The organism is Serratia sp. CY33802 (assembly GCF_052169095.1).
GTDB lineage: Bacteria > Pseudomonadota > Gammaproteobacteria > Enterobacterales > Enterobacteriaceae > Serratia > Serratia bockelmannii.
The window spans coordinates 1-18,727 of record NZ_JBJNLL010000002.1 but is presented as its reverse complement, the minus strand read 5'-3'; the positions used below and the strand labels follow the sequence as shown (position 1 = coordinate 18,727).

The 18,727-nt window shown below is 62.6% G+C and carries 18 protein-coding genes; 7 read left to right on the top strand and 11 right to left on the bottom strand.

What is annotated here, in order from left to right; all coding sequences use genetic code 11:
* Positions 1-19: 19 nt before the first annotated feature.
* The 4 genes from rsxC to ACJ8HA_RS06525 all read right to left on the bottom strand — a co-directional run bounded on the left by rsxC (position 20) and on the right by ACJ8HA_RS06525 (position 4,150).
* Positions 20-2,428, bottom strand: a complete 2,409-nt coding sequence (rsxC, locus tag ACJ8HA_RS06540; protein WP_197825467.1) for an electron transport complex subunit RsxC — start codon at positions 2,426-2,428, stop codon at positions 20-22.
* The gene (gene rsxB, locus ACJ8HA_RS06535; protein ID WP_004938428.1) at positions 2,421-2,993 is read right to left on the bottom strand and encodes an electron transport complex subunit RsxB; all 573 of its coding nucleotides are present in this window, start codon (positions 2,991-2,993) and stop codon (positions 2,421-2,423) included. Before rsxB ends, rsxC begins: the two co-directional genes overlap by 8 nt.
* Positions 2,993-3,574 (bottom strand): electron transport complex subunit RsxA, encoded by a 582-nt coding sequence (gene rsxA / locus ACJ8HA_RS06530; RefSeq protein WP_004938443.1) that lies wholly within the window; start codon positions 3,572-3,574, stop codon positions 2,993-2,995. The genes rsxB and rsxA overlap by 1 nt, the downstream gene beginning before the upstream one ends.
* Before the next feature lie 135 nt (positions 3,575-3,709).
* Positions 3,710-4,150: a DUF2569 domain-containing protein gene (locus ACJ8HA_RS06525; RefSeq protein WP_197812687.1), complete on the bottom strand. Its 441-nt coding sequence runs from the start codon at positions 4,148-4,150 to the stop codon at positions 3,710-3,712.
* Between the two features lie 222 nt (positions 4,151-4,372).
* On the opposite strand from ACJ8HA_RS06525, the gene ACJ8HA_RS06520 reads away from it, so the two are divergent.
* Together ACJ8HA_RS06520 and ACJ8HA_RS06515 are read left to right on the top strand one after the other, a co-directional pair.
* Positions 4,373-5,413 carry an oxidoreductase gene (locus ACJ8HA_RS06520; RefSeq protein ID WP_197812685.1) on the top strand — a complete coding sequence of 347 codons (1,041 nt, stop codon included), beginning with the start codon at positions 4,373-4,375 and terminating at the stop codon, positions 5,411-5,413.
* A 72-nt stretch (positions 5,414-5,485) separates the two neighbouring features.
* Positions 5,486-6,490, top strand: coding sequence for a bile acid:sodium symporter family protein (locus ACJ8HA_RS06515; RefSeq protein ID WP_089180848.1), 1,005 nt, complete (start codon positions 5,486-5,488; stop codon positions 6,488-6,490).
* Between the two features lie 11 nt (positions 6,491-6,501).
* On the opposite strand, the gene ACJ8HA_RS06510 is transcribed toward ACJ8HA_RS06515, so the two are convergent.
* The 3 genes from ACJ8HA_RS06510 to ACJ8HA_RS06500 all read right to left on the bottom strand — a co-directional run bounded on the left by ACJ8HA_RS06510 (position 6,502) and on the right by ACJ8HA_RS06500 (position 9,047).
* The gene (locus ACJ8HA_RS06510) at positions 6,502-7,047 is read right to left on the bottom strand and encodes an AAA family ATPase (protein WP_043143298.1); all 546 of its coding nucleotides are present in this window, start codon (positions 7,045-7,047) and stop codon (positions 6,502-6,504) included.
* Positions 7,048-7,157: 110 nt separating this feature from the next.
* Complete coding sequence (gene add, locus ACJ8HA_RS06505; protein ID WP_016927887.1) at positions 7,158-8,156, bottom strand: adenosine deaminase; 999 nt, start codon at positions 8,154-8,156, stop codon at positions 7,158-7,160.
* Positions 8,157-8,291: 135 nt separating this feature from the next.
* Positions 8,292-9,047 (bottom strand): DeoR/GlpR family DNA-binding transcription regulator, encoded by a 756-nt coding sequence (locus ACJ8HA_RS06500; RefSeq protein ID WP_025302690.1) that lies wholly within the window; start codon positions 9,045-9,047, stop codon positions 8,292-8,294.
* Between the two features lie 97 nt (positions 9,048-9,144).
* Here ACJ8HA_RS06500 and ACJ8HA_RS06495 point away from each other — a divergent pair, with 97 nt between their 5' ends.
* Both ACJ8HA_RS06495 and ACJ8HA_RS06490 read left to right on the top strand, forming a co-directional pair.
* On the top strand, positions 9,145-9,741 hold the full coding sequence (locus ACJ8HA_RS06495; protein ID WP_025302691.1) for an NUDIX domain-containing protein: 597 nt from the start codon (positions 9,145-9,147) through the stop codon (positions 9,739-9,741).
* Positions 9,738-10,106: an NUDIX hydrolase gene (locus ACJ8HA_RS06490; protein WP_197812683.1), complete on the top strand. Its 369-nt coding sequence runs from the start codon at positions 9,738-9,740 to the stop codon at positions 10,104-10,106. Before ACJ8HA_RS06495 ends, ACJ8HA_RS06490 begins: the two co-directional genes overlap by 4 nt.
* Before the next feature lie 32 nt (positions 10,107-10,138).
* Here the strand turns inward: ACJ8HA_RS06490 and ACJ8HA_RS06485 are convergent, their stop codons facing one another.
* Both ACJ8HA_RS06485 and malX read right to left on the bottom strand, forming a co-directional pair.
* Positions 10,139-11,320: a MalY/PatB family protein gene (locus ACJ8HA_RS06485; protein WP_043143295.1), complete on the bottom strand. Its 1,182-nt coding sequence runs from the start codon at positions 11,318-11,320 to the stop codon at positions 10,139-10,141.
* Positions 11,313-12,932 (bottom strand): maltose/glucose-specific PTS transporter subunit IIBC, encoded by a 1,620-nt coding sequence (gene malX / locus ACJ8HA_RS06480; RefSeq protein ID WP_043143292.1) that lies wholly within the window; start codon positions 12,930-12,932, stop codon positions 11,313-11,315. The genes ACJ8HA_RS06485 and malX overlap by 8 nt, the downstream gene beginning before the upstream one ends.
* Before the next feature lie 223 nt (positions 12,933-13,155).
* Here malX and ACJ8HA_RS06475 point away from each other — a divergent pair, with 223 nt between their 5' ends.
* Positions 13,156-14,187 carry a Mal regulon transcriptional regulator MalI gene (locus ACJ8HA_RS06475; protein ID WP_049203497.1) on the top strand — a complete coding sequence of 344 codons (1,032 nt, stop codon included), beginning with the start codon at positions 13,156-13,158 and terminating at the stop codon, positions 14,185-14,187.
* Here the strand turns inward: ACJ8HA_RS06475 and ACJ8HA_RS06470 are convergent.
* Complete coding sequence (locus ACJ8HA_RS06470; RefSeq protein ID WP_049295503.1) at positions 14,184-15,065, bottom strand: LysR family transcriptional regulator; 882 nt, start codon at positions 15,063-15,065, stop codon at positions 14,184-14,186. The two genes, ACJ8HA_RS06475 and ACJ8HA_RS06470, sit on opposite strands and share 4 nt — an antisense overlap.
* A gap of 206 nt (positions 15,066-15,271) precedes the next feature.
* On the opposite strand from ACJ8HA_RS06470, the gene blaSRT reads away from it, so the two are divergent.
* Positions 15,272-16,408 carry an SRT/SST family class C beta-lactamase gene (blaSRT, locus tag ACJ8HA_RS06465; protein WP_197812682.1) on the top strand — a complete coding sequence of 379 codons (1,137 nt, stop codon included), beginning with the start codon at positions 15,272-15,274 and terminating at the stop codon, positions 16,406-16,408.
* A gap of 26 nt (positions 16,409-16,434) precedes the next feature.
* On the opposite strand, the gene ACJ8HA_RS06460 is transcribed toward blaSRT, so the two are convergent.
* On the bottom strand, positions 16,435-17,343 hold the full coding sequence (locus ACJ8HA_RS06460) for a LysR family transcriptional regulator (RefSeq protein ID WP_025302698.1): 909 nt from the start codon (positions 17,341-17,343) through the stop codon (positions 16,435-16,437).
* A 102-nt stretch (positions 17,344-17,445) separates the two neighbouring features.
* Between ACJ8HA_RS06460 and ACJ8HA_RS06455 the strand changes: the two genes are divergently transcribed.
* On the top strand, positions 17,446-18,609 hold the full coding sequence (locus ACJ8HA_RS06455; RefSeq protein WP_049208133.1) for a serine hydrolase domain-containing protein: 1,164 nt from the start codon (positions 17,446-17,448) through the stop codon (positions 18,607-18,609).
* The last annotated feature ends 118 nt before the right edge of the window (positions 18,610-18,727 follow it).

Below are 18,727 nucleotides of genomic sequence, written 5' to 3'. Positions count from 1 at the left end.
TGGCCAGGCGCCGCTGTCATCATTTGTCTTCCGTTTCCGCCGTCAGCGATTCCCTGGCGGCTTTTTTGGCTTTGGCGCGGGCGATAGCCGCTGCCACCGCCGCCTTGCGCGGGTCTTCCTCGGCGGCAGCCGGAGCCGGTTCCGCCGCTGCAGGAGCATCCGCCTGCTGCGCGGCTTTCTTGGCTTTTACACGTGCCAGTGCCGCGGCAACCGCTGCTTTGCGCGGGTCTTCCTCGACGGCAGCCGGAGCCGGTTCCGCCGCTGCAGGAGCATCCGCCTGCTGCGCGGCTTTCTTGGCTTTTACACGTGCCAGTGCCGCGGCAACCGCGGCTTTGCGCGGGTCTTCCTCGACGGCAGCCGGAGCCGGTTCCGCCGCTGCAGGAGCATCCGCCTGTTGCGCGGCTTTCTTGGCTTTTACACGTGCCAGTGCCGCGGCAACCGCGGCTTTGCGCGGGTCTTCCTCGACGGCAGCCGGAGCCGGTTCCGCCGCTGCAGGAGCATCCGCCTGCTGCGCGGCTTTTTTGGCTTTGGCGCGGGCGATAGCCGCTGCCACCGCGGCCTTGCGCGGATCTTCCTCGGCGGTTGCCGGAGCCGGTTCCGCCGCTGCAGGGGCATCAGATTGTTGCTCCGCTTTTTTGGCCTTCACGCGCGCCAAGGCGGCAGCAACGGCCGCTTTCCGCGGATCGTCCTCTGTTGCGGCCGGCGCTTCTTTACGCGCTTTCACGCGGGCCAGCGCCGCGGCCACGGCGGCTTTACGCGCGTCGTCGCCGGTGGCCGCCGGCGGTGCTTTCGTTTCCACCTCGGCAGCCAGCTGGGCACGTCGTTCGCGCGCCTGCGCTTTACGTGCTTCGCGGGCAGCGATCATCTCGCTGTTGTCCGGCTGCTGGCCGTCGACCGGCGTAACCGCCGCTTCGGCATTCTTGCTGCGTACGCGCGCCAGCGCGGCCTGCACCGCGCCCTGATCGTCGTCGGTCAGTTTCACGGCGGCCTTTTTATGTCGCTCTTCGCGCGCCAGTTTCTCGCGCTCCAGACGGGCCTGCTTGGCTTCGAAACGGGCCTTGGCCTCGGCGGTGCGCGCCGCCTCCAGATCGATAGCCTTGATTTCGGCCTTTTCCTGACGGTAGTACTGCACCAGCGGAATGTTGCTGGGGCAGACGAACGCGCAGGCGCCGCATTCGATGCAATCGAACAGGTTGTGGTTACGTGCCTTGTCGTGCTCCTGCCCGCGGCTGAACCAGTACAGCTGTTGCGGCAGCAGCCCGGCGGGGCAAGCGTCCACGCACAGGCCGCAGCGGATGCAGGATTGCTCGGGTTCCTGCGGCGTCATTTCATCGACCGTCGGCGCCAGAATGCAGTTGCTGATCTTGACGATTGGCACGTTCAGCGCGGGCAGGGTGAAGCCCATCAGCGGGCCACCCATGACCACCATCTGCTGCGCCTGCGGGCGGAAACCGGTGAAGTCAAGCAGGTGCTGCACCGGCGTGCCGATGCGCGCCCACAGGTTGCCGGGGCGCTCGATCGCCTCGCCGGTCAGGGTCACTACGCGCTCAATCAGCGGTTCGCCGTTGACGATCGCTCGCTTGATGGCGAAGGCGGTGCCGACGTTTTGCATCAATACGCCGATAGCGGAGGAGTGTTTGCCGTGCGGCACTTCCTTGCCGGTCAAAATTTTGGTCAGCTGCTTGGCGCCACCGGACGGGTATTTGGTCGGGATGACGCGCAGCGCAATGCTGGACTGGCCGCGTAACGCCTGTTTCAGCGCCGCGATTGCCTCCGGTTTGTTGTCTTCGATGCCGATCAGCGTGAGCTTGGGTTGCAGAATGTGTTGCAGGATCTGCGTGCCTTCAATGATCTGATCGGCATGTTCCTGCATCAGGCGGTCGTCGGCGGTGATGTAAGGCTCGCACTCGGCGGCGTTGAGGATCAGCGTTTCCACGCCGCTCATGCCGCCTTGCAGCTTGCTGGCGGTCGGGAAACCGGCGCCGCCCAGACCGGCGATGCCGGCCTGATGAATACGTTGAATCAGTTCCGCAACAGGGGATTGACGATAGTCCGCCACCGGATCGCGCTCGCACCAGCGGTCTTCCCCGTCTGCCTCGATTATCACGCACAGCTCCGTCAGCCCGGACGGATGGGCGGTGATGTGCGGCGTAATGGCGCTGACGGTGCCCGAGGTCGGGGCATGCACCGGCACGGTGCGGCCGCGGCCGACGGTCAGCGGTTGGCCTTTCAACACCCGATCGCCGGCGTTGACGCACAGTTCGCCTTCCGGCCCCAGGTGCTGCTGCAGCGGAATGATAAAGGTCTTGGGCAGGGGAGCGACACGCAGCGGCGTACCGCTGGACTGCGTTTTCATTTCCGGTGGATGGATCCCGCCGTCGAAATCCCAGATCCGGTCTTTTTTAAAGGCGGCGAACAGATTAAGCATGTTGCTCCACGTGGATCACTTGCACCGGGATCGTCTTCATGTCCCACTTCCAGTTGGCGGTGGTGGTAGCGACCGGTCTCATTTCAATACAGTCGGTAGGGCAAGGGGCGACGCACAGATCGCAGCCGGTACAGAGGTCGGTAATGACGGTATGCATGGCGCGGGTGGCGCCGACGATGGCGTCCACCGGGCAGGCCTGAATGCACTTGGTGCAACCGATGCAGTTGGCCTCGTCGATATAGGCCACCTTACGCTCCGGCTCGGCGGCGGCTTCGCTACCCAGCGGCTGCGGCTCTACGTTGAGCAGCTCCGCCAGTTTCAGCATCACCTGTTCGCCGCCTGGTGCGCATTTGTTGATCATCTCGCCGTTGGCCACTGCCTCGGCATAGGGGCGACAGCCGGGGTAGCCGCACTGGCCGCACTGGCTCTGCGGCAGGATTGCGTCGACCTGCTCGGCGACCGGATCCTCTTCCACCTCAAAACGGCGCGCGGCGTAGCCCAGCACCAGTCCGAACAGCAGCCCAAGCGCGCTCAAAGCCGCGATAGCTATCCACAACGCAGTCATTAGAATTTCACCAGCCCGGTAAAGCCCATAAAGGCCAGCGACATCAGCCCGGCGGTGATCAGTGCGATCGAGGAGCCGCGGAACGGCGCCGGGACGTCGGCGACCGCCAGACGTTCGCGAATGGCGGCGAACAGCACCATAACCAGCGAGAAACCGGCGGCGGCGCTGAAGCCGTAAACGGCGGACTGCAGGAAGTTATAACCGAGGTTGACGTTAAGCAACGCTACGCCCAGCACCGCACAGTTGGTGGTGATCAGCGGCAGGAAGATGCCCAGCAGGCGGTAGAGTGCCGGGCTGGTCTTGCGCACCACCATCTCGGTGAACTGAACGACGACGGCGATCACCAGAATGAAGGAGAGCGTGCGCAGATACACCAGATCCAGCGGAACCAGAATAAAGGTGTTGATCACCCAGGCGCTGACGGAGGCCAGCGTCATAACGAAGGTGGTGGCCATTCCCATGCCGATGGCGCTTTCCAGCTTCTTGGAAACGCCGAGGAACGGGCACAGGCCAAGAAACTTCACCAGAACGAAGTTGTTCACCAGTACGGTGCCGACAAACAGGAGCAGGTATTCGGTCATTGCGATGCCTAAAAAAATAAAAGCCGCCTATTATCGGGAATCGGCGGCCGGACGACAACATATGAATCGCAGGGGTATTGCCTTTTTTGGTGAAAATTTACACAAATCACCCAATAAAACGTGCTGCAACTCCCTTTAACGTTCGGTAAAGGTCCCTTTGACCCGCTGCGAACGCTTGATGTAAGGCACCAGCAGCGCCGCCATCAGCAGCGGCCAGCCGAGGCTGCGCACCGCCACTTCATCCGGCACCGGCGCGAAGGCGAAGGCTTTCACCGCCAGAATTACCGTGATCAGCAGCCATAACAAGAACAGTTTGGGGAAGCGCTGCGAGCGCTGGCAAAACAGAAACACCAGCCACAGGGTGAAGCCCCACATCAAAAGCGTGGTCAGCACCGAAAAGTACCATTGCAGGGTAAATGCCTGGGCGTTGGTCAACAGATAGTCGCGCGACTCGGGCATGAAGATCGCCATGGCGTACAGGAGCAGCATCAGGCTGGCGCTGAGCAGGGTGACGACCAGATAGGCCAGCGGGGCCAGCAACCAACCGCCGATACGAGTGTATTCAGCTTGAGACATAAAGGCTTCCTGATTGAAACGGGGATCACAGGCGGCATAGCTTAGCGGGTAATATAGGCTTCGTCATCTCTATCAACCGGATAGCTCGGCATCGCGACGCCGGGCCGCACGTTTGGCTACGCCGGCCTCGCTTCGAATTAACATCTCATTTACTTCTTGTTCCATCCGGCCGCATGGTGTCAAATCGAAAGGGTCTGTCGTGAGCCAGCAAGAGGAAATCCCATGGCTGAGAAAATTCGTGTCGGGCTGGTCGGTTACGGCTACGCCGGCAAAACCTTTCATGCGCCGCTGATTGCCGGTACGCCGGGGCTGGCGCTGGCCGCCGTCTCCAGCAGCGATGCCGGCAAAGTGCACGCCGACTGGCCGTCGATGACGGTGGTGGGTGGTGCGCAGGCGCTGTTCGCCGATCCGGCCCTCGATCTGATCGTCATTCCTACCCCCAACGATACCCATTTCCCGCTGGCGCAGCAGGCGTTGGCTGCCGGCAAGCACGTGGTGGTGGATAAACCGTTTACCGTGACATTGTCACAAGCGCAGGCACTGCAACAGCAGGCACAGCAGAGTGGTTTACTGCTGTCGGTGTTCCACAACCGCCGCTGGGACAGCGATTTCCTCACCCTTAAAGCGCTGTTAAACGACGGTTCGCTGGGCGAGGTGGTGTATTTCGAGTCACATTTCGATCGCTATCGGCCGCAGGTGCGCCAGCGCTGGCGTGAACAAGGCGGCGTCGGCAGCGGTATCTGGTTCGATTTGGGGCCGCATCTGCTCGATCAGGCGCTGCAACTCTTCGGCAAACCCGAACGGCTGTTTGTCGATCTGGGTGAGCTGCGGCCGGGGGCGCAGGCGGTGGACTATTTCCACGCGCTGCTGAGCTATGGCGATCGCCGTGTGGTGCTGCACGCCAGCATGCTGGCTGCGGCAGAGAGCCCGCGCTACGTGGTGCACGGCACCCGTGGCAGCTATGTCAAATACGGTCTGGATCCGCAGGAAGACCGGCTGAAGGCCGGCGAGCGCCTGCCACAGGCCGACTGGGGCTATGACATGCGCGAGGGTGTAGTGACGCTGTCACGTGACGATCTGCTGGCTGAGAAACCGCTGCTCAATATTCCCGGCAATTACCCGGCTTATTACGCGGCGGTGCGCGACGCGATTGCCGGCATAGGCGAAAATCCGGTGCCGGCCGCCGACGCCATCGCGGTAATGGCATTGATCGAACTGGGGTTGGAATCGGCCCGGCTGCAGCAGGCGCTGCCGGTGGTCTGATCCCGTTCATTCCTCTGTGCCCGGCGCAACGTCGGGCCTTTTTACGACTTTACGTGCAAGGAAATCCGTTTCATGTCCTGGTTGCAGCGTTTGCGCATTGATAAATTTTTGCTGGTTCTGATTTTTGTGGTGATCGTCGCCTCGCTGTTCCCCTGCGAAGGCATCTGGAAAACCTTCTTTGAACACCTGACCACCGCCGCCATCGCGCTGCTGTTCTTTATGCACGGCGCCAAGCTGTCGCGCGAGGCGATCATCGCCGGCATGAGTCACTGGAAGCTGCACCTGCTGGTGTTCCTCAGCACCTTTGCGCTGTTCCCGCTGCTCGGGCTGGCGATGAACCTGCTGGTGCCGGGCATCATGACGCCGACGGTCTATCTCGGCTTCCTCTACCTGTGCGCGCTGCCGGCCACGGTGCAATCGGCCATCGCCTTTACGTCGGCGGCGGGCGGCAACGTGGCGGCGGCGATCTGCAGCGCCTCGGCGTCGAGCATTCTCGGCGTGTTCCTGTCGCCGCTGCTGGTGGGAGCATTGATGCATACCCAGGGCGGCAATACCGACGTATTGCACGCCATCGGTTCGATCATTCTGCAATTGATGGTGCCATTTGTGGTCGGTCACCTGGCGCGGCCATTGATCGGCAAGTGGGTCGATCGCCATCGCAAGTTGATCAACTTGACCGACCGTTCATCGATCCTGCTGGTGGTGTATACCGCATTCAGCGCGGCGGTGGTGGAAGGGATTTGGCACCGTATCGACGGTTGGTCGCTGCTGACTATCCTGGTGATGTCGCTGGTGCTGCTGACGGTGGTGCTGGTGATCAACACCTATGCGGCGCGCTGGCTGGGCTTCAACACCGCCGATGAGATCACCATCGTCTTCTGCGGCTCGAAAAAGAGCCTGGCGAACGGCATCCCGATGGCCAACGTGCTGTTCCCGGCCGCGGCGGTGGGCGCCATGGTGCTGCCGCTGATGATTTTCCACCAGGTTCAACTGATGGTGTGCGCGGTGCTGGCGCAGCGCTATGCGCGTAAAACCGCTAAACAGCGGGCCGAGGCGGAGGCGCTGGTGGCCAAATAGGCCGCAGGCCGCTAACGGTGGCTCAGCGCGTCGAGCAGAAAGTCGGCGCGCTCATCGGGTGAAACGCGCGGCAGCTCCTGCAGCCGATAGCCATAACGGCGATAGATGGCCACCATCGCCCGATAGGTCTGCTCGGCTTCGGCGAAAGACTGTTTCCTCTCGCTGTCCTGCGCATAAATCGCTCGCCACGGTGGGGTGATGAACACCGTATCGGCATAGCGAAAGGCGTCGATCGCCGCCGTTAAGGGGGCGGGGATCGATAATCCGCACAGCGTCAGGTAACCGGCGATATCCGGCAGGCCGCGATCGAAGAACCAACATGTTGCACCCGTCGCTTCGCGCCATGAATGCAGTTCCCAATCGAGCATCCGCTCGGCGAAAGCCTGACGATCGCCCCACGGTAGCGCATTACCCCCAATATTCACCTGATGCTGAATAATCGCCCGGCCCGCCTCCAAGGAGTGCGGGTAACCACGGCGATGAAGAACGTCGATGAGCGTGCTTTTGCCCGAACCCGGGCCGCCGGTCAGCACGATGCGGCGTAGTTTGTCAGACATACGGAATTCCTCTCTTGCCACAGAGTGATGGGGTGAAAACAGCGATAAAGACGAGCAGGCGGAAGAAAACGGGGGATGAGAAGAAGGCGCCGTTTGGCGCCTTGGGAGATTTAGCCCTGCACTTTGGCGCGCAGTGCCTGTTTTTCCTGTTCGCTGAGGAAAGCCAGCTTCAGGCCATTTTCCTGAGCGGTGCGGATTTCTTCCGGCGTCAGCCCGGCCTGCGGCGCAGCGACGCGGTATTCATGCTCGATCTCGATGCCCTGAACCGCCGGATCGTCGGTGTTGATCGACGCCAGCACGCCGTGGCGCAGGAAAGTGGCCAGCGGATGCTGCGCCAGCGACGGCACGGTGCTGGTCTGGATGTTGGAGGTCAGGCAGGACTCGATGCCGATGCCGTGTTCCGCCAGGAAGTCCATCAGCGCTGGATCTTCGACCGCTTTCACCCCGTGGCCGATACGTTCGGCACCCAGCTCGCGGATCGCCTGCCAGATGCTTTCCGGGCCGGCGGCTTCGCCCGCGTGCACGGTGATGCGCAGGCCGGCGTCGCGCGCGCGGTTGAAGTGGCTGAGGAACAGGCTACCGGGGAAGCCCAGCTCATCGCCCGCCAAGTCCAGCGCGGTAATGCCGTCGCGGTGCGCCAGCAACCCTTCCAGCTCTTGCAGACAGGCAGCCTCGCCAAAGGTGCGGCTCATGATGCCGATCAGGCGAATGTCGATGTCGCGATCGCGGCAGCCCGAGCGGATCCCGTCGATCACCGCTTCCACCACGCCGGCGACCGGCAGCTGATGCTTCATCGCCATGTAGTAAGGGGAAAAACGCAGCTCGGCGTAGTGCAGGCCGGCGTTGGCGGCGTCCTCGACGTTTTCGTAAGCCACCCGGCGGCAGGCGTCCAGATCGCCCAGCACCGCCACGCCCCAGTCCAGTTTCTGCAGGAAGCTGACCAGGTCCGGTTCGGCATGGGTGATCTGCACGTGCGGGCGCAGGCTCTCCAAATCATTGGCCGGCAGGGCGAGATTGAACTGGCGACCGAGGTCGAGAATGGTCTGCGCGCGGATGTTGCCGTCGAGATGGCGGTGAATGTCGGTAAGCGGTAGGCGGGGATCGATCATGCTGGGCACTCGCTAATTATCGTAGGTAAAGTGCAGAACAGTATAAAAACAAATGGATGAAACTTGCCATCGCGTTGCATAAAAAAGTGATGTTAATCACAAATAATGCGAGATATATCGCATTATCGTCGTGAATCAGGCTTTCAACACGCTGACGCCCGCCTGCTGCAACGGCGCGATCAGCGCGTCATCGGTAGCCCGCTCAACGATGATGGTGTGCGCCAGCGTAATATCGCCGATCGCATACTGCGAGGCGGCGTTAAGCTTGGCGGCGGAAGCCAGCACCACGGTTTCCGCCGCGCGGGCCGCCAGCGCGCGTTTGATGTAAGCCTCCTCCAGATCGCCGGTGCTCAGCCCCGCAGTGGGGTGTACGCCGGTCACGCCCATAAAATAGAGATCGGCGCGAATATGCGACATCGCTTCCACCGCGGCGGCGCCGACGCTGACGATCGAATGCTTGTACAGCCGGCCACCGATCAGAATCACCTCGACCGTGGGGTGATCGACCAGGCCCACGGCGACGCTGGGGCTGTGGGTGACGATGGTGGCGTTGAGGTTGGCCGGCAGTTGCCTGACCAGCTCTGCAGAGGTGGTGCCTCCGTCGATAATCACTACCTGGCCGGGGGCGATCAGCGCCGCTGCCGCTTTGGCGATCGCGCGTTTGGCGCCGGATTCCAACTGATTGCGTTCGGCAAAGCTGGCAATGGCGGAAGAAACCGGCAGGGCGCCGCCATGCACCCGCTGTAGCAACCCTTCGGCGTCCAATTCGCGCAGATCGCGCCGGACCGTATCTTCCGACAGCCCGAACATCTCGCTGAGCTGCTTGGCTAACACCTGGCCGTCCTGAGCCAGTTTTTCCAGGATGATTTTCTTGCGCTGGCTGGTCAACATGGCCATTTTCCTCTCAAATTTGGTTTGCACGAAATATCTTGATCATACACGAAACTGCACGATAGTATCAATTTCCTTCCTCTGGCGGAGTAAACCGATGATAGCCACTAAAGACAGGGTTCGCATTGTCGAAACCCGGGTGTTGTCCGATGACTGGTACCTGCTGAAAAAAACCACCTTTGATTTTCTGCGGCGCGACGGCGTCTGGCAGCGGCAAAGTCGCGAGACCTACGATCGCGGTGATGGCGCGGTCATTTTGCTGTTCAACCGGCAGGCGCAAACGGTGATCCTGACGCGCCAGTTCCGCTTTCCGGCCTTCGTCAACGGCCATGACGGCATGTTGATTGAGGCTGCCGCCGGGTTGCTGGACAACGCGTCGCCGGAGGCACGCATCCGCGCCGAAGCGGAAGAGGAAACCGGCTATTTCGTGCAGAGCGTGGAGAAAGTATTCGAAGCCTATATGAGCCCAGGCTCGGTCACCGAGAAGCTGCACTTTTTCGTCGGCGAATATCAGGCGGGCGACCGCATCAACGAGGGCGGCGGGTTGGCGGCGGAGGGGGAAGATCTGGAGGTGCTCGAGCTGCCGCTGGCGCAAGCCCTGCAGGCGATTCGCCAGGGCACGATCGTTGACGCCAAGACCATCATGCTGCTGCAGTTTGTCGCCTTGAACCGGACGTTGGAGGAAGAACGATGAAAGCACAACAAATCTTGATTGCCGGCCCTTATCGCAGCGGCACCGATGGCGATCCGCAGCGTATCGCCGCCAATCTGGCGCGCCTGGAACAGGCCGCGCTGGCGGTTTACCAGCGGGGGCACGTGCCGGTGATCGGCGAGTGGCTGGCGCTGCCTTTGGCGGCGGCGGCAGGTTCCACTCAGCTTGGCGATGCGGTGAGCGAGGCGTTTCTTTACCCGGTGGCGCATCGGCTGATTGCACAGTGTCAGGCGGTGTATCGCATCGAAGGGGCGTCTGCGGGGGCCGATAACGACGTGCGGCTGGCCAACGAGTGGGGATTGACGGTTTATCGTCATCTGGAGGAGATCCCGTCTGTTCAGGCGTAACGCCGGGGCGGGCAGAGGCTCGCCCCCTCGCGTTATTGCTCGTCCAGCACCAACCTCAATCCGGCGATCAGCTTGTCCATGCCGGCCTCCAGCTTGCTGCGCGGGCAGCCGACGTTGAGACGCAGGAACCCGCGGCCTTCCTCGCCGTAGGTAAAGCCCGGCATGATCGCCACCTTTTCACGCTCGATCAGCACCTGCTGCAGCGCCCGATCGTCCACGGCCAGCGGCCGCAGATCGATCCAGGCCAGGTAGGTGGCCTGCGGCGGGCGCCAGCCCAGCGCGGGAAACGCCTGCTCCAGCCGCTCGGCGACGTAGGTCAGATTATCCTGCAGGTAGTCGCGCAGGGCGTCCAGCCAGGGTTCGCCGTGGCGGTAGGCGGCCACGTGCGCCGCCACCGCCAGCACCGCCGGCGAGGAGAGGCCATCGCGGGCTTTGAGCTGCTGGAAATAGGCTTCGCGGCTGGCGTCGTCGCTGATAAAGCCGTAGGCGCCGGTTAGCGCCGGAATGTTGAAACTCTTGGAGCCGGAGGTCAGCAAGGCCCAGGCGCCGGTCGCCACCTGGCTCCACGGCGTATGGCGGTGTTCACCCCAGACCATGTCCATGTGGATTTCATCGCTGATCACGCGCACGTCATGGCGCTCGCACAGTTCGGCCATCTGCTGCAGCTCGTCGCGGCGCCACACTTTGCCGGTGGGGTTATGCGGGCTGCACAGCAACAGGATCTTGGTCTGCGGCCGCGCCAGCAGCGCTTCGAGATGCGCCATGTCGCAGCGCCAGTCGTCGCCGGCCTTGTGCAGCGGGCAGGCCAGCAGCTGGCGCTGGTTGGCGAGGATCACCTTGTAGAAGGCGTCATAGGCCGGGGTATGGGTCACCACATAGTCGCCCGGTATGGACCATTGGCGGATCAGCTGCGCCGCCATGTAGATAACGGAAGGGCCGTACACCGCCGTTGCGGTGTCGATAGCGGTGTTGAAGCGTTGCTGATACCAGTGGCGCAGCGCGCCGAGAAAATCCTCATGCTGCCAGCGGCTGTAGCCCAGCACGCCGTGCTGCAGGCGCTGCTGCAACGCCTCGAGAATGCACGGCGCGGTGGCGAAATCCATATCGGAGATGGTGAACGGCAGCAGGTCGTCGCTGCCGAAACGATCGGCGATATAGTCCCACTGGGTGCACCAGGTGCCGTGGCGGTCGATCGGGGTGGAGAAATCAAACATGGGTGGCTCCCTGCAGCGCCGCGGCAGGTTGCGCCGTGGCTATCAGTGAGTCTAATTCATCCTTCACCGATTGCACCTGCGGACCGATCACCACCTGCAGATTATGGTCGTTGAGATGCACCACGCCGATGGCGCGGTGGGCCTTCAGCGCCGCGTCGTCCACCTGACTCATATCGTTGACCGACAGGCGCAGGCGGGTGATGCAGTTGTCCAGCGTGATAATGTTGCCCGGGCCGCCGAGCGCCGCCAGAATCGCCGGCACGTTGTAGCCGGATTTGCCCACCGCGCCACTCGTCGCGCTTTGGCTGACGGCGCTGTCGCTCTCACGGCCCGGCGTTTTGATGTTAAAACGCTGGATGGCGAAGCGGAAAATGGCGTAATAGCCGACGAACCAGACGGCGGCCACCACCGGCACCAGATACCACTTGGTGGCGGTGCCGTGCAGAATGCCGAACACCACGAAGTCGATGATGTTGCCGTCGGTGTTGCCGATGGTCACGCCCAGCAGCGCCATCACGGTAAAGCCCAACCCGGTGAGCAGCGCGTGGATCAGATACAGGAACGGCGCGACGAACAGGAACAGGAACTCGATCGGCTCGGTGGTGCCACCAACCACGCAGGCCACCACGCCGGAAATCAACAGCCCTTTGATTTTATGACGGTTCTCCGGCTTGGCGCAGTGGTACATCGCCAGCGCCGCGCCCGGCAGGCCGCCGAGAAACGCCGGCATTTTACCCTGCGACAGGAAGCGGGTGGCGCTCTCGGCGAAGCCGGTGGTGGTTGGGCAGGAGAGCTGCGCCTGGAAGATGGTCAGGGCACCGCTGACGCTGTGGCCGCACACCTCCATGGTACCGCCCGCCTCGGTAAAGCGGATTAGCGCCACCAGAATGTGCTGCAGGCCGAACGGCAGCAGCAAGCGTTCGCCGGTGCCGAACAGCATCGGGCCAAAGGCGCCGGCGCTGTTGATCACCCAGCCCAGCCCGGTGATGCCGGCGGCGAACCACGGCCAGATCAGCGGGATCACCAGGCCGCACAGGCCCAGCACCACGGTGGTGACGATCGGCACGAAGCGCGTGCCGCCGAAGAACGCCAGTGCGTCCGGCAGGCGGATGGTGTGGAAGCGTTCATGCAGGCGATAGACGATGATGCCGACGATCACCGCGCCGAGGATGCCGGTATCGATCGACTGAATGCCGAGGATGTTCTGGATATTGTTGGCTTTCAGCACCAGCGGATCGCTGGTGGGCAGCACGCCGGCGGCGGTCAGGTAGAAGTTGGTGCCCAGATTCAGCACGGCGAAGCCGACGAAGCCGGAGAAGGCGGCGACGCCCTTGTTCTCACGCGCCATGCCCAGCGGAATGGCGATGGCGAACATCACCGGCAGGAAGCTGAAGGCGAAGGAGCCTACCTTGCTCATCCAGGTAAAGATCAGCTGGAAGATCGGGTGGCCGATAAACGGCATCAGGGTGATCACGTCGCGGCTGCTCAGCGAGCTGCCGATCCCCAGCATGATGCCGCAGAAAGAGAGCAAGGCGACGGGCAACATGAAGGTTTTGCCCAGGCTCTGGAAGAACTCCCAGAGGGTGATTTTGGGTTTGTTGGCTGCTGACATAACCGACTTCTCCTGGCGAAAAGACGAGCAAAAAGGGGACTTCTGATTAGGTAAAAAGAAGATAAAACGTTTTACCTAGCAAAAATGCGCCGCCAATCACAAATCTGCCGCCCGGTTTTTGGCGACAATGCGGCAGGCAGTAAAACGTTTTACTGAGCTAACGGATTCGGTATACCCTTGATCATTACGGCGCGGGTTGCCCAGGAACGGGTTCGCAGAGACTATGAGCATCAAAAAAATCACCATCACCGATGTGGCGCAGCAGGCGGGCGTGTCGGTCACCACGGTTTCCCTGGTGTTGAGCGGCAAGGGGCGCATTTCGCCGACCACCGTCGAGAAGGTCAATCAGGCGATAGAGCAGCTAGGTTATGTGCGCAATCGCCAGGCGGCGACGCTGCGCGGCGCGGAGTCCGGAGTGATTGGCCTTATTCTGCGCGACATCTGCGAACCCTTCTATGCCGAAATGACCGCCGGGCTGAGCGAGGCGCTGGAGGCGCACGACAAGCTGCTGTTTTTAACCCAGAGCGGGCGCGATGGCCAAGGCTTGCAGCGGGCGTTTGACGCGCTGCTGGCGCAGGGCGTTGACGGCATCGTGCTGGCGGGCGGCATCCGCGCGGCGGCGGGCCTGAAGGAAAAGGCGGCCGAGCAGGGCGTGCCGCTGGTGTGCGTGGCGCGCTCCAGCGGTCTCGAGGGCGTGGACGTGGTGCGGCCGGACAATATGCAGGCCGCCAAGCTGGCCACCGAATTTTTGATCAAACGCGGCCACAGCCAAATTGCTTACCTCGGCGGCCAGAGCGACTCATTGACGCGCGCCGAGCGGCTGGGCGGATTTTGCGCCACGCTGGTACAGTACGGTCTGCCGTTTCGCAGCGAATGGATCGTCGAGTGTGATTGCCGGCAGCGTGAGGCGGCGGAAGCGGCGGAACAGCTGCTGCGCCACTACCCGAACATTACCGCCATCGTTTGCCACAAGGCGTCGGTCGCGCTCGGCGCCTATTTTGGCCTGACGCGCAGCGGCCGCAGCATCGGCTCGGACGGGGTCGACGCCTACTACGGCCGGCAGGTAGCGCTGATCGGTTTCGGCGACGTGCCGGAGGCCGAGCTGACCGAACCGCCGCTGACCTTCGTCTCCAGCTCGGCGCGGGAAGTGGGGTGCAGCGCCGCTGCGCGCCTGCTGCAGCGTATCGGTGACGCCGACCTGCCGGCGCAGAACGTCATTCTGCCGCCGACGCTGATCCGGCGCGGCTCCGCCTAGTCCCGCCGCTGCTCCTCTTCCGCCTCCCGGCGGATCCAACCGATAAAGGTTTTCATCGCCGGCGTCAGATCCCGCGACTTCAAATGGGTCAGCCAATAGGCGCCGAGCGCGGCCTCGGCGGCAAACGGCCTTTGCAGCGCGCCGGCGGCCAGTTCGCGGCGGAACATGCTGACCGGCGCCAGCGCCACGCCATCGCACTGGATCGCGCCTTCCACCATCAGCCTTGACGAGTCGAACACCGGGCCGTTGATCCGCCACGGCGTCACCTGCGCCGCCGTGAACCAGCGCTCCCATTCATCCTTGCGGTAGGTGCGCATCAGCTGCTCGTGCTGCAGATCCTGCGGCGTGCTCAGGCGCGCGGCGACCGTCGGCGGGCAGAGCACCGTCAGCGGCGCGTCGAACAGCTTAATATTGCAGGTGGCGGGCCAGAGGCCTTCGCCGAAGCGGATGGCGAAATCCATACCGTCGGCCGACAGATTGACCAGATTGTTGTGGGTTAGCACCCGCAGATCGATAAACGGGTGCGCCGTGCGGAACGCCGCCAGCCTCGGCATCAGCCAGCCGACGGCGAAGGTGCCGACCACCGCCACCGTCAGCACCTCGTGGAAATGCCCGCCTTCGAACTGCTGCAGCACCGCCTCAATGCTGTCGAAGGCGTCGCTCAACACCGGCAGCAGCGCCTGACCCTCTTCGGTCAAATCGAGCCCGCGCGGCAGGCGGCGGAACAGCTGGATGCCCAGCTGTTCTTCCAGCATGCGTACCTGCTGGCTGATGGCGGCCTGGGTCACCCGCAGCTCCAGGCCGGCGCGGGTGAAGTTCAGGTGGCGGGCGGAGGATTCGAACGCCCGCAGGGCGTTGAGGGGAAGTCGATTGCGCATTGTCGATAGCCATAAGTTTTTCTTTATGCTGGCTGAAATTATTATCGCTTGTCAACCCGGCGGCAAAATCCGATATTTGGCGCGGCTGCTGAGAGCGTCGCGGCAGCCGTAAAGGAATGACATCATCAATCAGGGAAAGCGCCGTGTATAACGCCAACAAAAACTTTTGGCCGCGGCCGATGCCCTGCAACCTAAGAGCTTCTATCATGACGAAAATGAACCGCCTGGCGGCCGCGCTGATCGCCGCACTGATCCTGCCGACCGCGCACGCCGTGCAGCAGCAGGATATCGACGCCGTTATTCAGCCGCTGATGAAAAAATATGGCGTGCCGGGCATGGCGATCGCCGTGTCGGTCGACGGCAAACAGCAGATTTACCCGTATGGCGTTGCCTCGAAGCAGACCGGCAAACCGATCACCGAGCAGACGCTGTTCGAAGTGGGCTCGCTGAGCAAAACCTTCACCGCGACGCTGGCGGTCTATGCGCAGCAGCAGGGCAAACTGTCGTTTAAAGACCCGGCCAGCCGCTACCTGCCCGAGCTGCGCGGCAGCGCCTTCGACGGCGTCAGCCTGCTGAATCTGGCGACGCATACCTCCGGTTTGCCGCTGTTCGTGCCGGACGACGTAACCGACAACGCCCAACTGATGGCGTACTACCGGGCCTGGCAGCCGAAACACCCGGCGGGCAGCTACCGCGTCTATTCCAACCTCGGCATCGGCATGCTGGGCATGATCGCCGCCAAGAGCCTCGACCAGCCGTTTATCCAGGCGATGGAACAGGGGATGCTGCCGGCGTTGGGCATGAGCCACACCTACGTTCAGGTGCCGGCTGCGCAGATGGCCAACTATGCGCAGGGCTACAGCAAGGACGATAAACCGGTGCGGGTCAATCCCGGCCCGCTGGACGCCGAATCTTACGGCATCAAGTCCAACGCCCGCGATCTGATTCGCTATCTGGACGCCAACCTGCAGCAGGTGAAGGTGGCGCAGCCGTGGCGCGAGGCGCTGGCCGCCACGCACGTCGGTTATTACAAGGCGGGTGCGTTCACGCAGGATCTGATGTGGGAGAACTACCCGTATCCGGTGAAGCTGTCGCGTTTGGTTGAAGGCAACAACGCCGGGATGATCATGAACGGCACGCCGGCCACCGCCATCACGCCGCCGCAGCCGGAATTGCGCGCCGGCTGGTATAACAAAACCGGCTCTACCGGCGGTTTCTCCACCTACGCGGTGTTTATCCCGGCGAAGAATATCGCCGTGGTGATGTTGGCCAACAAGTGGTTCCCGAATGACGATCGCGTCGAGGCGGCTTACCACATCATCCAGGCGCTGGAGAAGCACTGACGCTCAGGGGCGCCGGCGAGGCGCCCCTACCACCGATGCTGCCGTTCACGCCGCTCGCGCATGAAATCGATAAAGGCGCGCAGCTTGAGCGGCAGATGCCTGCCGGCGGGAAAGTAGATGAAAAATCCCGATGCCTCGCTGGCATACTCCGGCAGCACTTCCACCAGTTGCCCCTGCGCCAGTTCTTGCACCACCGTGCCCTGAAAACGCTGTGCGATACCCAGGCCCGCCAATGCCGCATCCTTGATCAACCGATCCTCGTTAAAGATCAAACTGCCGCTGACGTCCAGCGCGCGTTCATCGTCGCCCAGGCTGAAATACCAGGGCTCCATTTTTCCGCTGCCGGGAAAGCGGTAGCGCAGGCAGTGGTGAGCTGGCAGATCGTCCGGCGTGGCCGGTACGCCGCAGCGCGTCAGATAGTCGGGCGAGGCGACCAGCACCCGGCGCTGGCCGTTGTCGATTGGCACGGCGATCATGTCCTTTTGCAGCATCGCGTGCATGCGAATGCCGGCATCGAAACTGCCCAGCACCAGATCGGAAAAGCGGTCTTCGGTAAACAGCTCAAGCTGTACTTCGGGATAGCGCCGTTGAAATTCCGCCAGGTGCGGCATCACCAGCAGCGAAGCGGCCAGTTGCGGCAGCGTGATGCGCAGCAGGCCCGCCGGCTGTGCGCCCAGGGTGCGCACGTCGTCTGCCGCCACGTCGATCTGGCTCATGGCCGGCGAGACCTTCTGATAGAACAACCGGCCCTCGTCGCTGAGGCGCACCGAGCGGCTGGTGCGGTGAAATAAGCGCACCCCCAGCTGATTCTCCAGCGCCTGAATGTTTTGTGACACCGCCGGCGGCGTGACGCCCAGTTGGTTGGCTGCGCGGGTAAAGTTGCCCAGGCGTGCGACGGCTTCGAAATAGGGCAGCAGTTGCAGGAGTGAACTCATCTATTAATAACCTGTGCTTAATGATTCATTAAATTATGCCTTATTTTAATTTATGACGAACGTTTTAGACTGGTTTTACTTTCCCTCAGCGAGATAAAAATCATGTCGGCAACACAACGGGCGTTAACAGAACGGATCGCGGCGATCGATCAACAGGCGATGGCCGAAGGGCGCATCGTGGGCAGCGTGGTGCTGGTGGCGCGGCAGGGCGAGATTTGTTACGCCGGCGCGGCCGGTTATGCCGATCGCGAAGCGCGGCGGCCGATGCGGCGAGAAACGCAGTTTCGGCTGTCGTCGGTTTCCAAACCCTATACCACGCTGGCGGCGCTGCGCCTGATTGAACGGGGCAAGCTGAGCCTGGACGATGCGGTCAGCGACTGGCTGCCGTGGTTTACCCCGGCGCTGGCGGATGGCCGGCGCCCGACGATCAAGATCCGTCATTTGCTGAGTCATACCGCCGGGCTGGACTATCGGCTGAACCAACCGCCGGCAGGCGTTTACCATCAGTTGGGGATCCAGGACGGCGTGGAGCTGTCGACGCTGACGCTGGAGCAAAACCTGCGGCTGTTGGCGCAGGCACCGTTGCTGTCGCAACCGGGAGAGCGCTTCAATTATTCGCTGGCTATCGACGTGCTTGGCGCGGTGTTGGAGCGGGTGACGGGCATGCCGCTGCCGCAGCTGTTTGTCGAATGGGTGGCGCGGCCGCTGGGGCTCGGCAATACCGCGTTTTATACGACGGACGCCGCGAATCTGGCGACGCCGTATTACAACACGCCGCAAGGGCCGCAGCGCATGCATGAAGGCCTGCGGGTGGCGCTGCCGGAGGAGATGGCGGGGGGCGAGGTGCTGTTTTCACCCGCGCGGGCGCTTAACGCGGAGGCTTATCCTTCCGGCGGCGCGGGCATGGTCGGCGATGCCGACGATGTGCTGCAGCTGGTGGAAGCGTTGCGCAGCGGCGGGCAGGGCATCTTGCAGCCGGACACGGTGGCGTTGCTGCGCAGTCCGCATGTGGGGGCGCAGGCGCAAACGCAAGGGCCGGGCTGGGGATTTGGTTTCGGCGGCGCGCTGCTGGTGGACGCAGAAGCGGCGCAGACGCCGCAGCATGTCGGCACGCTGACCTGGGGCGGCGTTTATGGCCACAGCTGGTTCTTTGATCCACAGGCGCAGCTGAGCGTGGTGATACTGACCAACACCGCGTTTGAGGGCATGTGCGGCCGCTATCCGCAGCAGATCCGCGATGCGGTGTATGCGGCGCTGCAGGGGTAAATAAATATCCTCCGGCATAGCCGGAGGTTTTTCATATGCGCCTATAAGGCTCTCTTGCCAGCTGCGCCCTAACAGGCGCATCGCGATCTGACATTTGCTTCTATCGGTTACTTACGAC